The organism is Cupriavidus sp. SIMBA_020 (assembly GCF_046535395.1).
Taxonomy (GTDB): Bacteria; Pseudomonadota; Gammaproteobacteria; order Burkholderiales; family Burkholderiaceae; genus Cupriavidus; species Cupriavidus campinensis.
In genome coordinates this window covers 385,343-408,867 of sequence record NZ_JAWRWU010000004.1, presented here as the reverse complement: position 1 = coordinate 408,867, position 23,525 = coordinate 385,343, and the positions used below count along the sequence as shown (strand labels likewise).

Sequence of the window (23,525 nt, the reverse complement as noted above, 5' to 3'; positions counted from 1 at the left end):
TCCGGGCGCGACCAGTACCGAGGATTCGTAGCGCATGGCGCACACGCCGCGCCATTTCGCGCCCAACCGCGCCACGGCGGGGCTGCCTAGGCAATGGCGCATGCGCACAGTTGGGGGCCTACAAGGGCTCGTAGTGGACGCGGCTGCACCCGGCTGCGTATTGTTGGCCCGAATCGAGGGACACCCTCCATCCATCAACCGGGACCGACCGCACCGCGACATGCCATCGAACGTGGCCACGCTGGATACCGCGCCAGACCTGCCTCATGTGGAGGCCGACACCGCGCGCCTGATGAACTGGCTGACCTGCCGCGCCGCGCCCGTGCCGCTGCGGCTGGCCGGCCACGACTGGCGCGCCCGCTTTGTGCCGCCGGACGGCGCCATCGCCGCGCGGTGGGCGCAGGGCTATGCCTTCACGCTCGGCACGCGCCACGGGCGCATCTGCCTGGACGTGGCGAGCGAACGGTTCCTGCTGGGCGTGCCGGGCGCCGCCGAGGCGCTACCCGTGCTGCTGCGCCACGCGATCATGGCGGACGCCTGTGCCGATGTGGCCGCTGCCGTCGCGGCGGTGCAACCGGACCCACTGGCGTGGCATCCGGCGCCTGCCGCGTGGCCGTCGAACCTCGCCGCGCTCGGCGTGGAACTGACGCGGCCCGGCGCCGCACCGCTGCGCGCGGTGCTTCAGTTCGAATCGCCCGAACGGCTGGCGGCATTGCCAGCCGCGCCGCCCGCGCGGTCCGCACCGTGGCTGGCGGCCCTGCCGGCTCCGCTTGCCGTGCGCATCGGCACCACCACGATCACGGTGGGCGACATGCGCGGCATCGAGCCGGGCGACATCGTCAGCATCGAGCGCTGGCAGTCACAGGCGGGCGCACTGGTGGTGCGCTGCGCCACGGGCCAGCGCGGCATGGCGTGGACCGCCGTGGCCGAAGGCCGCCGCGTGACGGCACTGGACGACATCACCTTCCTCCATGGAGCCCATATGGAAGACACACATCCCGAAGGACAGCGCGCTGCTGGCGAGCCCGGCACGCCGGCCGACATCCCGCATCCCGATGCGGCGCAGGCGACGCTTTCGCATCTGGACGGCCTGGAAGTGGAACTGCGCTTCGAGGTGGGCGACGTGGCGGTGCCACTGGCCGAACTGCGCGCCGTGAAGCCGGGCTACGTGTTCGAGCTGCCCCAGCCACTCAAGCAGAGCGAGGTACGCATCGTGGTGAACGGCAACCGCATCGGCACCGGCACCCTGATCGCCGTGGGCAACCGGCTCGGCGTGCGCGTGGCGACCTTCGCGGCAGGCGACGCATGAACAACGGCCTCTACAATCCGGTACTGATCCTCACCGTCATCCTCGCCTTTGGCGTGGCGCCGTTCGTGGCACTGATGGTGACCAGCTACACCAAGCTCGTGATCGTGTTCGGGTTGCTGCGCGCCGCGCTGGGGCTGCAACAGGTGCCGCCCAACATGGTGCTGAACGGCATCGCCATCATCCTGACCGCCTACATCATGGCGCCGATCGGCTCCGACGCGTTCGACGCCATGAAGCGCCGCGCCGAGTCCAACGCCGCGTTCAACGTGGGGGACGTGGTGGTGGTCTACGACGCCGTAAGCGGGCCGCTGAAGGCGTTCCTGGTGAAGCACACCGAGGAACGCAACCGCACCTTCTTCGTCCAATCGGCCAAGCGGATCTGGCCCGAGGGTCGCGCCGAGGACCTCAAGCCGGACGACATGATGGTGCTGATCCCGAGCTTCACGCTCTCCGAACTCACGCGCGCGTTCCAGATCGGCTTCGTGGTCTATCTTGTGTTCGTCGTAGTGGACCTGATCGTCGCCGCCATCCTGCTGGCGCTGGGCATGTCGATGATCGCCCCGACCACCATCTCGGTGCCGTTCAAGCTGCTGCTGTTCGTGATGCTGGAAGGCTGGACGCAGCTGATACAGGGGCTGGTGCTGTCGTATCGGTAGCGGCTGGCAGGGGGCTGGCACAGCCCATGCATGCGCTGACGTCATGGCCGCATGCGCAGATTTCGTTTCTCGCGTCATCGTGGCGCCCCTAACATCGGCCTCAACTGCCAGAAAGGGAGAGAGAGACATGCAAGCCAGCGCCCCCGCCTATGCGGCCGACCAACCCCGCGTCGCCGCCAGCCAGCGACGCCGCGCCATCATCGCCACGGTGATCGGCAACGGGCTCGAATGGTTCGATTTCACGGTGTACAGCTTCTTCGCGGTGATCATCGCCAAGCTGTTCTTCCCCACCGGTGACGACCTGTCGTCACTGCTGCTGGCCGTGGCCACGTTCGGCGTGGGCTTCTTCATGCGCCCCGTGGGCGGCATCATCCTCGGCGTCTACGCCGACCGCGTGGGCCGCAAGGCCGCGCTCTCGCTGACCATCCTGCTGATGGCGCTGGGCACCACGCTGATCGGCATCGCCCCCACCTATGACCAGATCGGCCTGTTTGCGCCGCTGCTGATCGTGGTGGCCCGGCTCATGCAGGGCTTCTCCGCCGGCGGCGAGATGGGCGGCGCCACCGCCTTCCTGACCGAATACGCGCCGGAGAACCAGCGCGCCTATTATTCGAGCTGGATCCAGGCCAGCATCGGCGTGGCCGTGCTGCTCGGCGCCGCCGTGGGCACCTTCGTCACGGCTTCCCTGAGCACCGAGGCCCTCAATAGCTGGGGCTGGCGCCTGCCGTTCCTGCTCGGCATGGTGATTGGCCCGGTGGGCTACTACATCCGCCATCATCTGGATGAGACGCCCACCTTCCGCGAGACCACCGACAAGACCGACTCGCCGCTGACCGAGGTGCTGCGCGACTACCCGCGCCAGACCGCCGCCAGCTTCTCGATGGTGATCCTGTGGACGGTCTGCACCTACGTGCTGCTGTTCTACATGCCGACCTACGCCGTGAAGGTGCTCAAGGTGCCGCAATCCACCGGCTTTGTCGCCGGCATGGCCGGGGGCCTGGCGATCATGGTGTTCGCGCCCATCGTCGGCCTGCTGGCGGACCGCATCGGCCGCCGTGGGCTGCTCTCCGGCGCCGCCGCGCTGATCTTCGTGCTGGCCTGGCCGATGTTCGCCTACATCAACCATGCCCCGGGGCTGGCCTCGCTGCTGGTGTTCCAGGTGGTGTTTGGTGTGCTGATTGCCACCTATACCGGCCCGATCCTGGCCGCCTTCGCGGAACTGTTCCCGGCCAAGGTGCTGTCCACGGGACTTTCGGTGGCCTACAACATGGCCGTGACGATCTTCGGCGGCTTCGCCTCGTTCTTCATCACGTGGCTGATCGCCACCACGGGCAGCACCATGGCACCGGCCTTCTACGTGATGATTGCCGCCGCCATCAGCTTCGTCGGCACGCGTCTGGTTCGCGAGCCCGCCTATCTTCGCAAGCATTGAACGGAAGTCTTTCCGCTACAGCCTCATGACTCAAATCCTGCTCCAGGGCGGCAACGTCCTCGACCCCGCACGCGGCACGACGCTGCCGCGCCATGATGTCCTGATCGACGGTGAACGGATCGTCGAGGTCTCGGCCACGCCCATCCACGCGCCGCAGGCCACTGTGATCGACGTGACCGGCAAGACCGTGATGCCGGGCCTGATCGACTGCCACGTGCATGTGCTGGCCTCGCTGGCCAACCTGGGCGTGAACGCGGTGCAGCCCAACGTGCTGGTGGCCTTCCGCGCCATGCCGATCATGCGGGGCATGCTGGAGCGCGGCTTCACCACCGTGCGCGATGCCGGCGGGGCGGACTGGGGCCTCTCGCAGGCCGTGGCCACCGGGCTGATTCCGGGTCCGCGCATCTTCCCGTCCGGCAAGGCGCTCTCGCAGACCGGCGGCCATGGCGACTTCCGGCCGCGCTCGGACACGCTCGAGCCCTGCTCGTGCGCGTTCCGTGCCGGGGCCATCGCCCGCGTGGCGGATGGGGTCGATGCCGTGCGCCTGGCCGTGCGCGAGGAAATCCAGAAGGGTGCCACGCAGATCAAGATCATGGCATCGGGCGGCGTGGCGTCGCCGACGGACCCCATCGGCAACACGCAGTACAGCGAGGACGAGATCCGCGCCATCGTGGCCGAGGCCGAGGCCGCCCAGACCTACGTGATGGCTCACGCCTACACGGGCCGCGCCATCACCCGCGCCGTGCGCTGCGGCGTGCGGACCATCGAGCACGGCAACCTTGTCGATGCCGCCGCCGCCCGCGTGATGCGCGATCACGGCGCCTTTGTCGTACCCACCCTGATCACCTACGACGCACTGGCGCGCGACGGCGCACGCCTCGGCCTGCCCGCCGACTCGGTCGCCAAGATCGAGACCGTGCGCCAGGCCGGACGCGATTCGCTGGCCATCTACGCCGAAGCCGGCGTGCAGATGGGCTTCGGCTCTGACCTGCTCGGGGAAATGCACCAGTACCAGTCCGAGGAATTCCGCATCCGCGCGGAACTGCTCGGCAACCTCGAGGCGATTCGCTCGGCTACCTCCATCGCCGCTGCCATCCTCCAGCGCGACGGGGAACTCGGCACGGTACGCGCCGGCGCGCTGGCCGACCTGATCGCCGTCGATGGCGACCCGCTCACCGATATCGGCGTGCTGGCCGGCCCCGATGCCCGCATCGGGCTCGTCATGCAGGCCGGCCGGGTGCATCAGGCACCTCGCTAGTGCAAGACTCGGGTGGCGAACGGTAAAACGTGTCGCCGCCCGGCGTGGGACTTATCATGGCGGCTCCTGCCGCCATGTTTTCGTTCCCCCATGCGCATCACACCCCTGCCGCCCCTGCCCTGCCTGGTCGCCTTCGAATCGACCATGCGCCACGGCAGCTTCACGCGCGCGGCCACTGAACTCCATCTCACCCAAAGCGCCATCAGCCGCCAGGTGGCGCAACTCGAGCGCTTTCTCGGCAAGAAGCTGTTCGTGCGCGAACCACGCGCGCTGCGGCTGACCGTGGCCGGCCAGCAGTACGCAGAGCAGGTGCAGCGCCTGCTGGTGGCCTGCGCCGAGGCCACGGAAGACGTGATGAAGCGCAAGGGGCACGTCGAGCTGTCGGTGGCCTGCTCGTCCGGCGTGGCGGTGCTGTGGCTGGCGCCCCGGCTCGCCGCGTTCCGCGCGCAGCATCACGACTACCGCGTGCGACTCATCGTCAACGACAGCCTGGCCTCGCTGGCCGGCACGGACTTCGATATCGCCCTCTACTACCTGCGCGAAGGTGCCCCGAGCGGCCTGGCCGCGCGGCGGCTCTACGACGAGGAGGTCTTCCCCGTGTGCGCGCCCAGCTACCTGCGCGGCCGCAAGCTGGCCGTGGCTGACCTGCCGAAGGAGACGCTTCTGGTGCTGGAGGACGCCCAGCGGCAGTGGATGTCATGGCCGACGTGGCTTACCCGCAATGGCCTGCGCGATCCGCGCATCGAACATGAACTGGTGGTCAACGCCTATCCGGTGCTCGTGCAGATGGCCATCGAGGGCCAGGGCATCGTGCTCGGCTGGCGGCACATGATCGACAACTGCCTGGATTCTGGCGTGCTGGTGCGGGCCTGCGATGCAAGCGCCTCGCTGGGCGGCGGCTACTACGCGGTCTGGCCGCGCGACCGCGTGGAACCGGCGGCGGCACGCTCGTTCCGGAATTGGCTCGTGGAACAGAGCGGCGCGCAGGCGTAGCTTGCCGATGCACCGCTAGGCGATCCCCACGCCCTTCCGCACCGCCTCCAGCACCTGCGCGACCACGCCGTCGCGCCAGTCATCGGCATCCCCATAAAACGCCCGCCAGACCGCATGCTTGATCAGCGCGCGCTGGTTTTCGTCGGCCTCCGGGTGGCGGTGGAGCCAGTGGTCGCCCCGCAGCGCATCGAGGACCTCCGCCAGCGGCAGCGTGCCGAATTCGAGCGCGATGCCCGCATAGTCGATGGTGCCCAGCGTCTGCGGCACCGCCTGCCACGCCAACCCCGTGAGGTTGGCCGACGTCGACGAGCCGTCGTAGATCGACGTCACACACGGCCCCCAGATCTCGCGGGCCTTGGCGATTTGCGCGGGCTCGTCCGGCCCCATGTAGATCGGCTCGCCATAGCCCCACGGGCCAAGACCGGTGTGGATGTCGATCCAACGCAGCGCCTGCCGGTCCGTGCCAAAGCGCGCCAGAATGCGCCGCAGCGTGTAGTTGCTCCAGGTCGGCTTCTGCCCGCCGAAAAAGAGCCCGCCCGGATCGTGATACTGCCCGGCACTGACCGCTGCCTGATACCACCCCATGCCGCGCTCGGCCGCAATCTTCATCAGCGCGGCCTGATCCGCATCCGACGCCGGCCAGTGCGCTGGCAGCAACAACGGCGCCACCTCCGCATACGGCGCGTTCGTCGGCAGGGGTTGATCGAAATCCATGAAATTGCGATTCAGATCGACGTTATCCTCATTCACCCGCCGCAGGTGCGAAAACCCGTACGGATTCACCGCATGGACCAACAACAGCGCGAAGCCGGCCTGACGGCACTCCGCGTGGAGCGCGGTATCGCCCAGCAATGCCACCTGCGCACCAGATCCACAAAACCCTTCGGCGCCGTGCGTGCCAGAAGTGATCATTAATACGCGCGAAGCATCGACGGCGCCGATCCACGCAACATCGATGGCGAGTACCTCGCCTTCGCTACCGGTTTCGGTGGGATGGGGGAATTCAGTCAGCGTGGCGCCGGCCTGGCGCGCTGCGGTGAGGAATTTCTGTCTGGCTTCCGCGTAACTCAGGGCAAAACAGCGGGCGATGGGGCTGGCGCTGGCAGGCATGGCGGTGGGGCCTGGGCCGGAGTGGGAACGAGTTCATTTAACGTCATTTTGGCGGGGCGTGCCAGTTTGGGGGCTGGCACGCACAAACAGCCGGGCAAGCGCTTAGCGCGCGGCCGGCATGAACAGATCGATGACGGGGAGCCCCCCGACAACATCCGTCAGACCGACACGGACAGGCCCAACACCCGGTGCCAGCCACACGGTGCTGCGGTATGGCGTGCCGATCACCGCATTACCGCCATTGCGCCAGTCATATTCGATATTCTTGACATCGACGGCCACCTTACAGGCATTGGCATAGGTGCCATCCGGCGCGGCGACGTTCTCTCGCCCTTGATATGTAAACGTCAATTCGATTACCGCGCCTCCCGCAGTTGACAGGTATTGGCCAGGCGCACCGCCCCGCTGCTTGAACATCGTGTAGGTTTTCGATTGTCCTATTGTCAGCCCCACGAGCGCCGGCGTAGTCATTTTCACCCGAGCGCGGCGGGCATTGTCCCAAACGACGGCCCCGCCTGAGGGGTCTACTTTCGCGATGATGTTGTTGGCGAGCAGATCCGACAACGTGATCGACGAATATTCGAATCGATACCGTTTGTCCGCCGCGCCGGAGCCTGCAGCTGCATAGGTAATGGCGCCTGCCGGGAGCAGCGGCGTTTGTGCGTGAAGGTAGACGGTGTGGCGCTGCTCGCCATCGCCAAAGAACACGTTGGCGCTGTTTTTGACCTCCACGGCGGGAAAATCGCCGGCATCGAATGTCGCTGTGCCAAGAGCCGCGACATCCACCACATCCACTTCCACGGGCAAAATCCACGATGCAGAGATATGGCGTTTGGTACCCGCGACGGGCGCCGGAAGACATTCCGCGCCAAGGATATTCGGGTCCGAGGCCTGCGGCGTCGGTGCGGTGTGCTCGACGTTGGTGCTGTTGTCACCATCGCCACCGCATGCTGCCAATGCAAAGGCCGCGGCAGCCATTGCGAATTTTGTTCGACCCTGATTCCACTGCATTTGTAGTCCTGTATGTCGATAACTGGGGGCGACTCTCGTAACCAGTTGTCGGCAACGCTTCTTCGAGCGTGTGATGTTGTTGTTTGGGGGAACGTCCGGGACGGGACGTCTCCTCCAACACTTCTTATTACTTGGCGGCTGGCTTGACCTGATCGCCGGTATAGCTCAGCGACGCGAGATCCTCTTTTGCTTTTTCCGGCGTTTCCAATTCCAGCACGACGCGACCGACCATCAGGCCCATCGACGGCGAACTGCGTACGACTTCGTTTCCCCAGAAACGAGCACAAAGCTGAGGGTCTGCATCATCACTTTGGGTTCCCTGAAACGTTAGGCCGAAAGACCCTTTTCGACCCCTCCGCCCCCTGCGGGAAAGATTCATCACTCTGGCATAAAAAACACCGCAATACTGCCATCAGTACGGCGACAAATATAATCGCTGATCAGAGGGAAAATAGTACCCGTTGAGCCCTTACTAAAGATGCCACAAGGAAAGTATGAAGCCCTTTTAATTCAAAAATTAGTTTGTCCCGCTCAACAGCTTCGATCAGAGGCTCATTTGAGGAGGTCCAACCACGTACGAATTCTATTTTATAAATTGGATTCACAATCAACATATCAATCCTTTTCCATAGATAATTCGCAACCTTCTCTGTAACCGATGAATCGACCTCATCTTCCTCAAATTGATCGAATATTGTCCCTATTTCCACATTGAGATCTTGCCAAAAACCAGAGGAAAATAACCACTCTGACGACAACCCGGAGAGCCGAAATGAATCAGCATTTGGCTCCGATTCACTTCCCGCACCTGCAGCGACCGAAAACGTCGATTCTTGCATTTTCATCGAAATCGTCTCCAGTTATTTACGCGCATCATCATTTTTGAAATGCGTCAATCCATTTCTCACCCCCGAAGGGACACCCGTTTGCGTCGTCTTTCCATTTCCAACCAATGGAACGTTGTTGGGGATTTGGCTCCCGCTCTTATCTAAATATTGTCCCGTTGAACTTTGAACGCGGAAATAATTACCGGCGTTATCATAAACCACGGACGCACCGGTAGACGGATTCGTATAGACGGTTTTTCCAGATGTGGTGTATGTGACTTGCGCATTCGATCCCGCAATATTCTGTATTGTTTGGCTTAACGAGCCATCCGACCAGTTTCCACTATTCGCCGCCGCTCTTGCCGCGCCTTGGGCATTGTAGACCGGCACCGGGCTGCGAGCCCCGCCGAGTACCAGTGGACTCGGCGAGACCACCGGTGCATCGGCCAGACCGTTACCAGTAGTGGAGCGCGTCTGCCCAAATGCTGCCCGCTCCTTGTCGAGGAACTTCCGAATCTCGTCCGGCGTGCCAGTCTTTTTGCTCCCGCTCGTCGCATTGTTCAGCGCCTCATTCTGCGCCGCCATCCCGGCGGAGGTAACATCGGCGCCCAACAGCGCGCCAGTTGCTCCTCCAATCAGCGTCGCAAGCCCAACCGTAATAGCCTGCCGAACCTTGTCATCGCTGTAGTTGATGACATTGCTGTCCGCGTAGACCTCGTCCCGAATCAACGGCGCCGCAATAGCACTCGCCGCGCCACCAATCGCGCCTCCTGCGCAATCACCACCCGTCAGGCTTTGCGCAGCGCAACCCACCAGCGCATGTCCCAATACATTGGTCAGGATCGTCGAGGAGTCCGAGCCCGGCATGCCAATGCCCGGCGCGCTTACTCCCACGGCGTTGGCCCCAACTGCTGCCGCATCCCTTACCAGCCCACCCACGAACGCCTGCCCAAAGCTTCCGCCATAGGCCACGGTGTTCACGCCCGCGCTGATCGCCGAGCGGACTACGCTTGCTTCGACATAACTCCCCAAGTTCGCCTGCACAGCGGTCCAGTCGCCCTTGGCAATATTGTCGCCAAAGCTTGTCACCCCGGGAGAGCTGAGGTCCAAAGCTCCCATCGCGCCTTGGGTCAGGCCGGCCGTTAGGCCGGATACCGCGCCTGCTTTCAGCGCGGCGCCGAGGTTGAGCGAGCCCGTGGTAATGACCTGCGTCACCATGCTGGACAACGTACCGGCAACCAAGCCGGAGATCGCCGCCGATAGCGCAACGCCCATCACGGAACCGGCAAACGTCGCACCAAACGCCGCTGTGACAACAACCGCCCCCGCCCCCGCCGTAACAATCGAAATCGCCACCGCCGCGACCATCGCCACGATCTGGCCGATGATGCCGAAGCCCTTCTTTTCCTTGATAAAGCGGGTGTGGATGTCGTCCTGGAGCGTGTCCTCGGTGTAGTTCAGCCCGAGGCTCTCCTTCAGTTGCGCCACCAGCGCCGCGCTGGCTTCCTCGTCCACGGTGCCGTCGGCACGGGTGATGCGGAAGGCGTCGTTCACCGCGTGGATCGTGCCGGCGTCGATGTCCATGCGCATCGCCGACAGGAAGCCGCCCGGCTGCACCACCGTGCCGGTCACCACGTTCCAGCCGCCCTGCGCCTTGTACGCATTCGTGCCGATGTCCACCACGTTCGGGCTCAGGTCCAGGCTGCCCGCCTTCACCTGGAGCAGGTCCCCGGCCGTGATCTGGCCGCTGTTACGCAGTTGTCCGTCGATGTCCAGGCTGACGTTCTGCCCGCTGATCGTGCCGCCGTTGGGCGTCGCCAGCGCCTGGACGTAGCCGTCCGGCAGATAGACCGGATGAATCAGTCAGCTGAAGGGCAATGCCTCAACTTGAAGGGGTGCCGGAGCGCCCCTCCCAACTTCTGATTACTTCGCAGCCGTCTTGACCTGATCGCCCGTATAGCTCAGCGACGCGAGATCTTCCTTTGCTTTTTCCGGCGTCTTCAGTTCCAGTACCACGCGACCCACCATCAAGCCCATCGACGGCGAGCTGCGCACGTACTTGGTTTCCCCGGAATCGAGCACAATTGACACATCAACCTTCGTTCTTGGTTACTCAAATTCTGCGCAAAATGTGAGGAAGGCGTTGATCAGATCCGGTTGCGTCTGGTTCGCGATATTCGAAGAGACGAACCGTTCAGCGCAGTAGGCATACGAAACGCCAAGCAAATCTTCGATCTCAACTCCATCTCCCGCGATGAACGAGACATTGTCACCGTCCGTATAGACCATGAAGCGCTCGTTGTCCGGCCAAAGGAAAGTTGAACCCCAATATGGCAAATTGTTGGGCGTTGTCTCAAATAGTTGATTTGGATTATCAACGGCTAAATCGAGCTTCCGGGTAGCTACTGTGACGGCTGAGAAGTCGGGCGCATACTCCCACTCAGCCTTTTCGAGCGCCGCGACGTTCAGAACGTTACTTTGGTTTTGCATACAGAACACGCGAAGTCTTGCCAACAGTTCAATCTGCTCTCCCCTTTCCGTTTGCAACGACCGGAGATCTCCCTCCCACAGCGGTATTACGGCCCATCGGCGCTCGCGCAAAAAAGCTCGTGAGAAGAATGCGAGGAATCGTCCGTCGCCATCACTCTCACTCAATCTTCCACGCGACATACCGTGGATACGGACGCTGTGGGCGATAAACCGCAGCGTAGCCATGTAATCGGCAAATGTATTTCTATGCTGATTCATAGGTCAAAACCTGATCTTCATCTGACTATTGCGTCCACTCGGCCGACTAAACTGGATGCTAGGCGCACTTGTGGATTTGCTCACCGGATAGAGTGTAGCGGTGATCCGTCCGTTCCGAGGCAAACCTTGATATCTTGGCATACACGAATGCAAGCTCATGGAATTCCCAAAGCCGGGACACAGAACTTAATGTCTCTCGGTTATCCAGGCAACCCTTTCAGAGGATGAAAGCTGGATAATGATCCGGCGTGTAGAAGACCTCCCGAGATTCCCCCAACACCTAGGCTATTCACTTGCTCCGTCCAGATTAGCTATGGACATTCCCATAAGGTCAGCAGCCGTCCGCATGCGAGATTTTAAATCAGGTGAAAACTCAATCTGATATTCGATCAACTGCGCATATAAAACCTCTAGCGCAACTCCAGGCTCGCCATGATCGAGTAGCTCCCGAACATTCTTCGGCGTGTCGTCAGGAAAAGCTGATGCCACCTCGTTCAGTACTGTTGCAATAATCGACTCTGCGTTTGAATGCTTACTCATTTCGGCCTCATTGCTTTGGGTATGCTGTAATGATTCCCTCACCGCGAGGTTCCACGATGACACGAACCTGCACCCCGTCCCGCACGCCTTCCACAGCCCACCGGACAGGGGCGCCTTTTGAGGTGTAGTCAGCCCCCGCCTTACCTGTGAGTTGGGTCCATTTCGCTGTCGGATCCGTCGCGAGATCCGATACATTGTGCATGATTTGGCTTTCTGTCCATACGGACGGAAAGGCAGTCTTCCCGGGAGCCCCCGGCCATAAATGTCCACCACCAGTGGCATCTCCCAAAAGAATATGTTGGGTACGTTGCTGGCTGGCCAGATTTACAAGATCCGCTTCGGACGGCACTCGGCCTGCGGCTGTTGGTCTTGGCCCACGGGAACTACCACCTCCATCCGAGTCCACCCCGGTGACACCTTTAATCGCTCCAAAAAGGGCAACATTGCCAAGAATAGATTTGGCAACGAAAGCATCAATAGGATTCGTCGGGTCGCTTGTACCAAGCTGGAATCGCAGCAGTGCGTTGTCGATCTGTGTGGCGGTATAGCCTTTACTCTGCGTATTGTTCGCACGGATCAAGAAATCCCGAGCCGCAACGTTGGTGTCTTGGTGCGCCAGTGCCTCCCCATACGCCTGCTGATACAGACCTCGCTCCTCCTGCCGTGCAGATACACAATCTGCATTGCCACCGCACATGGCTGCGATCTTTGCATCGCTCAGCACTCCGACTTGCGCCTCCAGGAAGGCGGCGTTGGAGCGGCAGGACACCGGATCGACACACGCGCCCAACGCCTTTACATTGGCCTGAAAACGAGGATCCTTAACGTTCTGATATCGACTCGTAGCGTTATTGATCGCTTCATTCTGTGCCGCCAACCCTGCCGAATTGACGTCAGCACCCAGAAGCGCGCCCGCAGCCCCGCCTACAAGCGTTGCCAGACCGACGGTAACCGCCAGCCGAATTTTGTCGTCACTGTAGTTGAGTACTGGGCTATCGGCATAGACAACATCCCGAATCAACGGCGCCGCAATAGCACTAGCCGCCCCGCCAATCGCGCCACCAGCACAGTCCCCACCGCTCAGGCTTTGCGCAGCACACCCCACCAGCGCATGTCCCAATACGTTGGTCAGGATCGTCGACGGATCCGAGCCCGGCATGCCAATGCCCGGTGCATTCACACCAATGCCGTTGGCCCCGAGCGCCGCCGCATCCCTTACCAGCCCACCCGTAAACGCCTGCCCAAAACTCCCGCCATAAGCAATCGTATTCACGCCAGCACTGACCGCTGAGCGGACTACGGTTGCCTCCATGTAATTGACGACACTATCCTGCATCGCCGCCCAATTACCTTGGGCAAGATTGTCGCCAAAGCTACCAATACCGGTGTCACCGAGGTTAAATCCCGCTGTAATGCCTCGGGTCGCCCCAGCTGTCATGCCAGACACAACGCCCGCCTTCAGCGCCGCGCCGATGTTCAACGAACCGGTTGTGATGACCTGGGTCACCATGCTCGACAGCGTGGCCGAGATGGCTGCATCGATGGCCACGGCAATCATTGCCTGGGCGATCGTCATCTGGGCCATGGCTACGCCCATCAGCGCCGCCCCCGCACCCGCCGTAACAATCGAAATCGCCACCGCAGCCACCATCGCCACGATCTGGCCGATGATGCCGAAGCCCTTCTTTTCCTTGATAAACCGGATGTGGATGTCGTCCTGGAGCGTGTCCTCGGTGTAGTTCAGCCCGAGGCTCTCCTTCAGTTGCGCCACCAGTGCCGCGCTGGCTTCCTCGTCCACGGTGCCGTCGGCACGGGTGATGCGGAAGGCGTCGTTCACCGCGTGGATCATGCCGGCGTCGATGTCCATGCGCATCGCCGACAGGAACCCGCCCGGCTGCACCACCGTGCCCGTCACCACATTCCAGCCGCCCTGCGCCTTGTACGCATTCGTGCCGATGTCCACCACGTTCGGGCTCAGGTCCAGGCTGCCCGCCTTCACCTGGAGCAGGTCCCCGGCCGTGATCTGGCCGCTGTTACGCAGTTGTCCGTCGATGTCCAGGCTGACGTTCTGCCCTCTGATCGCGCCGCCGTTGGGCGTCGCCAGCGCCTGGACGTAGCCGTCCGGCAGGTAGACCTGATAAGCCAATCAGCTAAGGGCGCAACGCCTCAGCTTGGAGGGTGCCGGAGCCTCCCTCCCAACACTTCCTATTACTTCGCAGCCGTCTTGACCTGGTCGCCCGTATAGCTCAGCGAAGCGAGATCTTCTTTTGCCTTTTCCGGCGTTTCCAGTTCCAGCACCACGCGACCCACCATCAGGCCCATCGACGGCGAGCTGCGCACATACTTGGTTTCCCCGGAATCGAGCACAAAGCTGAGGGTCTTCTCCGTCTCAGTGGCGGCCGAGGCGACGTATTTGCCAGCAGGACGATCTACAAAGAAGAAGCCGCCCGGCTTCGATTCACCCACCACTTCGTTATTCAGGCGGAGATCGGGCTGGACCGCAGCTCCAAACATCGACGCCGAGCGCAGGAAATACACGCGACCCTCGCCCGATTTGAGCGATGGGATGGAAGACGCCATTTCCGAATGCTTCACGCCAGAAGCGCAGCCGGCCATCAGGAACGACAAGGCCATACCGGTCAGCGCGAGGCGAACGACTCGTTTCATTCAACTTCTCCAAATGTTAAGGGTACTGCGGTGGAAAGCGGGGAATATTGATCTTCCCCGGGAAGATAAAACCCGACTAGTTGACGGTCCTTGACGACCAGATACGCTTCGTGGACCTGGCGGCCTTCGATGGTGAAAACGGTGCCGACTGGGCGGTAGACGTCGCCCTGAGGGACTTGGCCGATGCGGGACCAAATGGATTTGTCGCGTAGGGTGCGGGTGTAGCCGGTGTCCAGTTTTATGGAGACCTCGGATTGGAACTGGATGCGGTTAGTTGCTGTGCTCGGCTGCGAGAGCACAAGGTGCGCAGGAGATGCGGGGATCATTGGGGCGCATGCAGCGAGGCCGAGCGACGCCATCAATGCAAACTTGGCACAAAGAAATCTCATTTTGTTACCTCCCCGTAAAAAAGCAACTTGCTAGTCTTATTCGTAATTCTTTGCCGCACACAATATTTCGGCGAATGTCTTCCAATTCGGCGAGGCCGGGACCACTTGCCCTGTATTTACATAATACTGGTCCATATCATCAACCCATGCCGCCATAGCAACTAAGAATGACTGCAGTGACACGTTCTCCCAATCGCCCGGATTTTCTTCCAAATCAAGGACGAGCGCCCTGACGAAATCAGAAAAATCGCCTTTTGTATGCACACCATTTACTGATAGAGCAGCCATAATTATCTCTATTTTATTTACCACGAATACAAACTATGCATCCGTCATTGGTCGTTGTGAACTTCCGACCTTCCTTATTTACCTCTTGCGCAGTTGCTGGCTTGATATTAACCGATGTACCCGCCTGCGACGTTACAAAGAGCCGTCTATTATCTAAAGTATAAATCATACCGTTTCTTTCAAACACCCGAATCGGCGGTAGATCGGTTGGAGAAATTATGCCGGACTGCAGCTTTCCGATAGTCGACTGCAGGGTCGTACCATCTGAGAAAGCAGATCCAATGCTATTTTGCGTAAATCGTATAGCTCCAGGATTGGCTAAACCATTCAGTCCAGGGGGAATGCCGTTTCCACCGCGATAGCCACCGAGAACCAACGGGCTCGGCGCCAACACCTCAGCGCCAGCCGTTCCTTGAACTGATCGAGCCTGCCCAAATGCTGCCCGCTCCTTGTCGAGGAACTTGCGAATCTCGTCCGGCGTGCCGGGCTTTCGGCTGCCGCTCGTCGCATTGTTCAGCGCCTCATTTTGCGCTGCCATCCCGGCAGAGGTGACATCGGCGCCCAACAGCGCGCCAGTCGCTCCTCCAATCAGCGTCGCAAGCCCAACCGTAATAGCCTGCCGAACCTTGTCATCGCTGTAGTTGACGACATTGCTTCCCGCGTAGACCTCGTCCCGAATCAATGGGGCCGCAATAGCACTCGCCGCCCCGCCGATCGCCCCTCCCGCACAATCCCCACCGCTCAAGCTCTGCGCAGCGCAGCCCACCAGCGCATGTCCCAATACATTGGTCAGGATCGTCGACGGGTCCGAGCCCGGCATGCCGATACCCGGCGCACTCACCCCCATCGCGTTGGCGCCAACTGCCGCTGCATCCTTTACCAACCCGCCAACAAACGCCTGCCCAAAGCTTCCGCCATAGGCCACGGTGTTCACGCCCGCGCTGATCGCCGAGCGGACTACGCTTGCTTCGACATAACTCCCCAAGTTCGCCTGCACAGCGGTCCAGTCGCCCTTGGCAATATTGTCGCCAAAGCTTGTCACCCCGGGAGAGCTGAGGTCCAAAGCTCCCATCGCGCCTTGGGTCAGGCCGGCCGTTAGGCCGGATACCGCGCCTGCTTTCAGCGCGGCGCCGAGGTTGAGCGAGCCCGTGGTAATGACCTGCGTCACCATGCTGGACAACGTACCGGCAACCAAGCCGGAGATCGCCGCCGATAGCGCGACGCCCATCACGGAACCGGCAAACGTCGCACCAAATGCCGCTGTGACAACAACCGCCCCCGCACCCGCCGTAACAATCGAAATCGCCACCGCAGCCACCATCGCCACGATCTGGCCGATGATGCCGAAGCCCTTCTTTTCCTTGATATACCGGGTGTGGATGTCGTCCTGGAGCGTGTCCTCGGTGTAGTTCAGCCCGAGGCTCTCCTTCAATTGCGCCACCAGCGCCGCGCTGGCTTCCTCGTCCACGGTGCCGTCGGCACGGGTGATGCGGAAGGCGTCGTTCACTGCGTGGATCGTGCCGGCGTCGATGTCCATGCGCATCGCCGACAGGAACCCGCCCGGCTGCACCACCGTGCCCGTCACCACATTCCAGCCGCCCTGCGCCTTGTACGCATTCGTGCCGATGTCCACCACGTTCGGGCTCAGGTCCAGGCTGCCCGCCTTCACCTGCAGCAGGTCCCCGGCCGTGATCTGGCCGCTGTTACGCAGTTGTCCGTCGATGTCCAGGCTGACGTTCTGCCCTCTGATCGCGCCGCCGTTGGGCGTCGCCAGCGCCTGGACGTAGCCGTCCGGCAGATAGACCTGCGGCACCAGCGCGTTCACGCTGCCGCAGGCCGTACTCGCCACCGTGCAGCGCGGGTCCGGGACGGCCTGCTCCACGTACCAGAGCATCGGCTTGTCCAGCGCGTGCACCTGTTCGTCAGTCAGCGCCGTGCCCAGCGCTATGCTGTGCTCTTTGGCGTAGTCCGCCGCGTTCTTGTACAGCGCCAGCTTCTCCTGGTCATCGACCGAGAGATTGTTCTGGCTGTCCCATGCCAGCCCGCTGACGAAGCTGTCCTGCCCCGTCTGCTGCAAGGCGGCCTGATTCAACTTCTGCGATTCGGTGTACGGGTCGTAGTAGAACGTGACGTTGCCCGACCGCAGTTCCGGCGGCAACTGGCCCAGCAGGCTATCCGGCGTCACGCCGGCCAGCACGCCCGTCGCTGGGTTCGGGTTGACGTATTGGGCACGGCCGCCGGTGTTCGTCGGCGCTGTCAGCGGCGTGCCGTCGGGCTTGGCGTTGAAGTGCCAGTCAACGGTGGCCGGCCCACCCGCCGTGGGCGCGGCAGGCGTCGCCACGATGACCGGGGTGAATTGCCACGGTTCGGTCGGGTCCGCCGTGGGCGTCGCGGCCGGCAGCGAGCCGGCCGGCACCGGCGGCGGGCCGAGTGAAATGACCTGTGTTGGCGGGGCAGCCGGGGGCGTCGGCTGGTTCGGGCTGGTGATGCCGTTGACCATCGCGGCACCGGTGATGTCCACCGCCGCGCCCATCAGGTTGCCGGTATTGACGATCTGGCCGCCCGAATTCACGGACAGCGCATTGCCGGCCTGAATGCCCGAGGCAATGTTGCCGATGGCGGCCCGGCCGCCGGTATCGTGCCAGCGGTCGCCGCCGCTGCGGTCTTCCTGCCAGCGACCAACCCAGTCCGCATTGAGCGCGATGGCCGTGTTGTCCACGCCGCCGGTGGCTTGCACGCTGACATTGCGGCCGCCGCTGATCAGCGCGCCGTGGTTGTTGACGCTCCCGCCCTGAATGAAGACATCGCGCGCACCGCTGATGACCGCCGCCGGCCCTGCGGCCGCGTCCTCCATTGCTGAGCACTGGCTGTTCCCATGGGTGCCGCCGGGGTTGCAGCCGCCCGCGTACGACGGATTCTGGCCGCCGTAGCTCTTGCGCAGTTGCACCGGGTCGAGCGAGGTATTGACCAGCGACGCCGCCGTAATCGAGACATCGCCCGACAGCGACTGGATGGCGCCGGCTTGGTTCGTGACCGTGCCGCCCGCCGTGATGTCCACGTTGCCCTGCGCGGCGAGCGTGCCGCTCAGGTTCCTCACGTTCGCCGCGTTGATGGCCAGCGTCTGGCCCGCCGCCACCGTGCTGGGCGTCTGCTGCCACGTGACGGACTGGACGGTCGGCGCGCTGTCGTCCGGGCAATCGGCACCGGGCACGCACCCCTGGCGGGTGCTCACCTGGATGTCATGGACACCCTGGTTGGTGAACGTGCCGGGCGTGGTGATGGTCACCTTGCCCGCCGCCGCCATGTCCCCGGCATTGGTCAGGTCACCGGTGCCAGTCAGGGCGAGATTGCCCCCCGAGGTGATCTGGCCAGCCTTGCCAAGCTGGTAGATGGTCGATGACTGGGTGGGAGCGCTGACGGCCGAGTTATCTGCCGCAACCCCCACGTTCATCGGCGATGCGGTCAGCGGTGGCGCGCTACAGCTGTCGCCCTGGCATCCGGGTGCCGGGGTGCCGAACATCATCTGCGTCGTGTCCGGCATCGTCCCGTCGACGTTGGCGCCCAACTGCACCAACTGCGCCAGGAACGCGCTCAGTTCGCCCGCGTTCACGCGGTCGGTCACGCTGTTCACCAGCGTGGCGGAGCGGCCGTTGTCGAGTAGGCCCACGTTCAGCGTCAGGTCGCTGCCTGCGGAGATGGCACCGCCCTTGTTGGAAAGCGTTGAGGCGGCAATCTCGAGCTTGCCCCGGCTGATGATCTGGCCGGCCACGCCGTCCGTCTGGCTGATGATGGTGCGGTCGACCGTCGGAAGCGCCACGACCGGGTTACCCGTTCCGGGCTCGTTCGGTCCCAGGTGCCACATCGGCAAATAGACGATGCCGCCCTCGCCACCGTTGTAGAACGGCACATAGCCGATGACAGGCGATACCGTCATGCCATCGGGATTGCGCGTGACATCTCCAATGCGGATATCCAGCGGATTACCTGGCTTCGGCCCGGAATCGGAGCAGCCCTCGCAATTGCCCTCGCCACCCACCCACGGCCGATAGCTGCCGATCACCGTCGCGTCCAGCAGCGCGTCGTTCGTCACCTTGCCGGTCGTGCTGCCGGCATCCACCGGCCCGGTCCGGTCATTGACGACCGCCCCGGCAGCGATATGCATGTCGCGGTTCGCGCCGAGCACGCCACCGGTGTTCGACACCGTGCCGCCAATGTCGATCTTCACGTCGCGATTGGCCTGGGTCTTCGCGCCCGTGTTGTCGTAGTTCGAACCCGTGACGACGATGTCACCCAGCGCCTCCGCCACGCCACGGTTGGTGACGTTGCCGTCCAGCGCGAGGTTGCCGTTGGCATGCATCGTGCCGGTATTGGACAAATTGCCAGCCGACAGCGAAACGTTGCTGCCACCGACAATCTGCCCCGTGTTGGTCAACGTACCGCCAGTTGCCAATGACAGGTCGCCAGCCTTCTGGATCGTGCCGCTGTTGGTGATGCCCTGGCTGGCATTGAGCACCACGCTGCCGCCCGGCACGGTCCAGGTGCCGGTGTTGTTGATGGCCAGCGCGCCCAGCGTCAGCGTGCCGTTGGCGTTGAGGCTGCCGGTGCTCGTTGCCGATGGGTCGAAGACCTGGTTCAGCGCGTTGACCGTCAGGTTGTTGCCCGCCAGGATCTGGCCGCTCGCGTTATTGAAGCTGCCGTTGCCACCCAATACCGTGAAGCCGAGATTGCCCGTCAGCGGGCTCTGGCCGGTCAGGTCCCCCGCGAACAGCGTGCCGCCCTGGTTCGCGGCCAGGGTGCCGGCGGTCACGTCGAGGCGCTGCGCACCGGCAATCAGCCCGTACGCGTTGTCGAGCGCCCCCGTCACCGTGGCGTCCACGGTCTGGCCGCCGATGGTGCCCCGGTTCGTCAGGTTGCCGACGTTGAACGCGGCCGTGTTGCCGGCCATCGTGCCGGCATTGATGACGGTGCCGCCTCCCACACTCAGGGCCTGTACCGCAGCGGTGACACCCTGGTTGACGATGGTTGCCCCGCTCAACGAGACGTTCGTACCTGTACTGTTCCCGGACAGGGTCAGCGCGCGCGTGGCGGCAGCGTCCAGCTTGCCGTTCACCGCGTTGCCGTTGCCGGTGGCCGCCGCGCCGATCGTCACGTCATTGCCGCGCAGCGTGGCGTCACCGCCAATCCACGTCAGATCGCTCACATTCGCCGAGCCGCCCGCCGCCACGCCGAGGTTGCCGCCCACAAGCGTGCTGCCCGACATGGTCACGTCCTGCGCGCCGCTCACCGTGGCGTTGCCGAGGCTGGTCAGCGCGCCGCTGACCGTCGCTGATCCGCCCGCAGCCGTCAGCGTCGTATTGCCACCGCTGGACAGGCTGCCCGCCACCATGGCGCTCCCGCCGGCGCCGATGTCCGCCGCGCCATCGCTGGTCAGGGCACCCTGGATCGCCACATTGCCTTGCGTCGCGCGGATGCGGGTGTCGCCGGCACTTTGTGCCCGGCCGCCCACGGTGACATCACGGGAAGCGGTCAGCGTCAGGCCCGCGTTGCTGCCGATCTCCCCGCTCGTGCTGATACTGCCGTTCTGCGCCGTCACGTTCAGCGCACCGGTAGACAGCACCTGCCCGCCCAGCACGGCGTCTGTGCCAGCCGTCACCGTCAGCGTGCCCGGCGACACCACGTTGCCGCTGGTGGTTACGCTCCCGGTGACGCCCGTCAGCGCGACGTTGCCCGCCGTACTGCCGGCCGCGCCGCGAATCGTCAGGTTGCGTTGCGATGCCAGGTCGAGGTCTCCGGCCGACACCGCGTTGCCGTCGATCAGGGTGTCGCGTGCCGCCTGCAACCGGATCGCGCCCGGCGACGTCACGTCGCCGCCGAGCCGAATATCGCCGCGCCCGTCCTGCCCCGCCGCCTTGACGAGCACGGTGGCGCCATTGACGGCGCCGCCAACGTCCACGCTGGCAGCGGCATCCAGCGTCACCGCCTCCGCCGCCTTCACGCCGCCGGCCCCGTTGATCGCGCCGCCAGCCGTGACGGTCAGCGCCCGACCCGACTCCAGCGTACCGCCCAGCGTGACATCCCCACCCGCCTGAGCCGTGTAGCCCGCCTCTGCCTGGCCGTTGCCCGACGCCACGATCGCGCCGCCCGCGTTGAGCGCCGCCGCCTGCTTGGCATAGGTGCTGCCTACTTTGAGATTGCCAGCCGAGTCGATGGTCAGATTGCCGGCCGATGCCGCCAGGTTGCCATCGGCACGCACACCCACGCCCGCCGCCGTGCTGATGATCCGGATCTGGCCGGCGTTCATCGCACCGAACGCTGTGGCGTCGATGGCCAGCCCGTTGCTCGCGCTGGTATTGGACGCGGCGTTGTTTGCCCCGGCTGCGGCAGTGGCAAAGCCATCGCCCAGCGGCGTCACCAGCTGGCGGCCGGCCACCACGTTGATCTGCTTGCCCGCGTTCAGCGCGGCGTCAATGCCGATCGACTCGCCAATCAGGCTGATGTTGCCGACCGTGCCCTCGATGCCCGTGGCAGCGCTGCCCGGGTTGGGATTGCCGATCTGGATCCTGCCGCCTTCCACCAGGAAGCCCGCCGTGGCGGCGGTGTCGAAGCTCGTGGCGGTGCCGGCGGCCGACAGCCATTGCGGCGTGCCGGTGGTCAGCGTCACCTGGCTGGTGTTGGTGAACCCCGCGCCATTGGTGTAGACGCCTCCGGGCGCGGCAATCACGAGGCCCGCCGCTGCGCCGAAGATCTCCACGGTGCCGTTGATTTGCGCCGGCGCGCTGCTGGTGACCTGGTTGACGATCAGCCGCGCCGGCCCTGACGCAGCCAGGTTGGCATTGCCGGCGACCTGCCCGCCCAGGAAAGCGCCGCCGCCGGTTGCGCTGTTGTTCAGGATCAGGCCGATGGGATCGACCACGAACGTCCGATACTGGTTCAGCGAGATGCCCTGCGCGTTCGGCGTGGTGATGCCGACGACCGGCACACCGCCATCGGGCGCCCCCGGCCCCGTGGTCACCGAAATCGACGGCGTGAAGCGTACCGGCGCGTTCGGATCGGTAATCGGCGCGGCCAGCGCCTCTGCTGGCCCGAAGCGCAGCAACACCGGCAGCTTCGACACCGCCCAGCGCAACACCCCCTGCCGCACGGCGCCGCCGTGCACGGCCAGCGCATCGACGTCCGTCGCCCCCGCAGCCAGCGCGCCCGCCGCCTGCCGCGCTTGCTGCAGGGTGATCTGCACCGGCCCAAGCCACAACGTGACGGCCACCGTCGCCGCCACCGCCCGTGCAAGCAGGCTGCGCCGGCCCCGCTCGGCCAGCGAAGCTGGCTCCCGCGTATCCGTCGGGAAGGTCGCGGCGGTCGGGGCGGTCGGGGCGTGAATGTTCAGGGCGTGGACGGACGGCGTGGCCGAGCGGTCGCGTTGCATGGCGTTCCTACGAGTTCTTCCAGGGGGCGGCAAGGACGGGGATTACTGACGATGGCGGCAGGTCACTGGGTGATCTTTGCCTTGGTCAGCAGGCTGGTGACCAGGGCCACCGTGGCGCGTTCGAGCGCCTGCGCCTGCAGGGCCTGCCGGATGCCCGGTGCCGCCGCGTCATACGACGGCACCTGCGTCGGACGCAAGGCGTCCACCTTGACGAGGTAGCGGCGGGCGTTCCAGGTGACCGGGCTCGGGCTCACCCCGCCCGCCGGGAGCGTGGAAATGGCTTCGGCAAGCGGCAGCGGCAGGCTTTGCGTACGGCCTTCCTGCGCGGGCACCTTGAAGCTGACCCAGTCCAGCGCCCCGCCGCTGGCGCGGGTGGGCGCCAGGCTCATGTCCTGGGCGACCTTGGCGAAGTCCTCGCCGGCCTTGATCCGGGCCAGCGCCTTGTCGGCCGCCGCGTCATCGGCAAGCTCGATCACGCGCGCCTTGTACTCCATGGCGCCCAGCGACGCCACGATGGCGTCGTACCGCCCGCGTACCTGCGCGTCCGTCACCGGCTCAGGCTTGATCCGGTCCTTCAACCATGCCTGCGTCAAGATCTGGTTGCGGGCCTCCCGCAGTTGCGTCTGCACCTCGGGGCGGCCTTCCAGCGCCTTGTCCTTGCTGGCTTCCTGCCGGAACAGCTCGCGCGCGATCAATTGCTGCTTGATCACCTCGCGCGACTGAGGCGTGTCTGGCAGGCCAGCCGCCTTTGCTGCCTCGACGATGGCGGCGCCGGAGATCGTCACGCCATTGACCGTTGCGGCGTAGGCAACATGAAGGCCGAGTGCCAGGACAGCGCCGGCAGCGAGGCGGGAGAGAATCGGTTGCATGGTTTGGG

The 23,525-nt window shown here is 63.9% G+C and carries 18 protein-coding genes; 5 read left to right on the top strand and 13 right to left on the bottom strand.

Annotation, left to right across the window (positions count from 1 at the left end; genetic code table 11):
* Positions 1 to 220: 220 nt before the first annotated feature.
* The 5 genes from sctQ to SB751_RS11015 all read left to right on the top strand — a co-directional run bounded on the left by sctQ (position 221) and on the right by SB751_RS11015 (position 5,648).
* Positions 221 to 1,309, top strand: coding sequence for a type III secretion system cytoplasmic ring protein SctQ (gene sctQ / locus SB751_RS11035; RefSeq protein WP_410748042.1), 1,089 nt, complete (start codon positions 221 to 223; stop codon positions 1,307 to 1,309).
* The gene (sctR, locus tag SB751_RS11030) at positions 1,306 to 1,965 is read left to right on the top strand and encodes a type III secretion system export apparatus subunit SctR (RefSeq protein WP_144194996.1); all 660 of its coding nucleotides are present in this window, start codon (positions 1,306 to 1,308) and stop codon (positions 1,963 to 1,965) included. Before sctQ ends, sctR begins: the two co-directional genes overlap by 4 nt.
* Before the next feature lie 127 nt (positions 1,966 to 2,092).
* Positions 2,093 to 3,397 carry an MFS transporter gene (locus tag SB751_RS11025; RefSeq protein WP_410748041.1) on the top strand — a complete coding sequence of 435 codons (1,305 nt, stop codon included), beginning with the start codon at positions 2,093 to 2,095 and terminating at the stop codon, positions 3,395 to 3,397.
* A gap of 25 nt (positions 3,398 to 3,422) precedes the next feature.
* Complete coding sequence (locus SB751_RS11020) at positions 3,423 to 4,655, top strand: amidohydrolase family protein (protein WP_410748040.1); 1,233 nt, start codon at positions 3,423 to 3,425, stop codon at positions 4,653 to 4,655.
* A gap of 90 nt (positions 4,656 to 4,745) precedes the next feature.
* On the top strand, positions 4,746 to 5,648 hold the full coding sequence (locus SB751_RS11015) for a LysR substrate-binding domain-containing protein (RefSeq protein WP_410748039.1): 903 nt from the start codon (positions 4,746 to 4,748) through the stop codon (positions 5,646 to 5,648).
* 15 nt (positions 5,649 to 5,663) lie between these two features.
* Here SB751_RS11015 and SB751_RS11010 read toward each other — a convergent pair whose 3' ends face one another.
* The 13 genes from SB751_RS11010 to SB751_RS10950 all read right to left on the bottom strand — a co-directional run bounded on the left by SB751_RS11010 (position 5,664) and on the right by SB751_RS10950 (position 23,517).
* On the bottom strand, positions 5,664 to 6,758 hold the full coding sequence (locus SB751_RS11010) for a M14 family metallopeptidase (RefSeq protein WP_410748038.1): 1,095 nt from the start codon (positions 6,756 to 6,758) through the stop codon (positions 5,664 to 5,666).
* Positions 6,759 to 6,860: 102 nt separating this feature from the next.
* Positions 6,861 to 7,769, bottom strand: a complete 909-nt coding sequence (locus tag SB751_RS11005) for a hypothetical protein (protein WP_410748037.1) — start codon at positions 7,767 to 7,769, stop codon at positions 6,861 to 6,863.
* Between the two features lie 440 nt (positions 7,770 to 8,209).
* Positions 8,210 to 8,614 carry a hypothetical protein gene (locus tag SB751_RS11000; protein ID WP_144203476.1) on the bottom strand — a complete coding sequence of 135 codons (405 nt, stop codon included), beginning with the start codon at positions 8,612 to 8,614 and terminating at the stop codon, positions 8,210 to 8,212.
* A gap of 15 nt (positions 8,615 to 8,629) precedes the next feature.
* The gene (locus SB751_RS10995; protein ID WP_410748036.1) at positions 8,630 to 10,312 is read right to left on the bottom strand and encodes a DUF637 domain-containing protein; all 1,683 of its coding nucleotides are present in this window, start codon (positions 10,310 to 10,312) and stop codon (positions 8,630 to 8,632) included.
* 207 nt (positions 10,313 to 10,519) lie between these two features.
* Positions 10,520 to 10,687: a hypothetical protein gene (locus tag SB751_RS10990; RefSeq protein ID WP_369823548.1), complete on the bottom strand. Its 168-nt coding sequence runs from the start codon at positions 10,685 to 10,687 to the stop codon at positions 10,520 to 10,522.
* A gap of 18 nt (positions 10,688 to 10,705) precedes the next feature.
* Positions 10,706 to 11,311: a hypothetical protein gene (locus tag SB751_RS10985; protein WP_410748035.1), complete on the bottom strand. Its 606-nt coding sequence runs from the start codon at positions 11,309 to 11,311 to the stop codon at positions 10,706 to 10,708.
* A gap of 318 nt (positions 11,312 to 11,629) precedes the next feature.
* Positions 11,630 to 11,884 (bottom strand): MafI family immunity protein, encoded by a 255-nt coding sequence (locus SB751_RS10980; RefSeq protein WP_410748034.1) that lies wholly within the window; start codon positions 11,882 to 11,884, stop codon positions 11,630 to 11,632.
* A 7-nt stretch (positions 11,885 to 11,891) separates the two neighbouring features.
* Complete coding sequence (locus SB751_RS10975; RefSeq protein ID WP_410748033.1) at positions 11,892 to 14,030, bottom strand: DUF637 domain-containing protein; 2,139 nt, start codon at positions 14,028 to 14,030, stop codon at positions 11,892 to 11,894.
* A gap of 62 nt (positions 14,031 to 14,092) precedes the next feature.
* Positions 14,093 to 14,551 (bottom strand): DUF2846 domain-containing protein, encoded by a 459-nt coding sequence (locus tag SB751_RS10970; RefSeq protein ID WP_410748032.1) that lies wholly within the window; start codon positions 14,549 to 14,551, stop codon positions 14,093 to 14,095.
* Positions 14,548 to 14,940: a hypothetical protein gene (locus SB751_RS10965; RefSeq protein ID WP_410748031.1), complete on the bottom strand. Its 393-nt coding sequence runs from the start codon at positions 14,938 to 14,940 to the stop codon at positions 14,548 to 14,550. Before SB751_RS10965 ends, SB751_RS10970 begins: the two co-directional genes overlap by 4 nt.
* A gap of 36 nt (positions 14,941 to 14,976) precedes the next feature.
* Positions 14,977 to 15,228 carry a hypothetical protein gene (locus SB751_RS10960; protein WP_149135821.1) on the bottom strand — a complete coding sequence of 84 codons (252 nt, stop codon included), beginning with the start codon at positions 15,226 to 15,228 and terminating at the stop codon, positions 14,977 to 14,979.
* A gap of 13 nt (positions 15,229 to 15,241) precedes the next feature.
* On the bottom strand, positions 15,242 to 22,648 hold the full coding sequence (locus tag SB751_RS10955) for a filamentous hemagglutinin N-terminal domain-containing protein (RefSeq protein ID WP_410748030.1): 7,407 nt from the start codon (positions 22,646 to 22,648) through the stop codon (positions 15,242 to 15,244).
* Positions 22,649 to 22,710: 62 nt separating this feature from the next.
* Positions 22,711 to 23,517, bottom strand: coding sequence for a peptidyl-prolyl cis-trans isomerase (locus SB751_RS10950; RefSeq protein ID WP_410748029.1), 807 nt, complete (start codon positions 23,515 to 23,517; stop codon positions 22,711 to 22,713).
* Between the last annotated feature and the right edge of the window lie 8 nt (positions 23,518 to 23,525).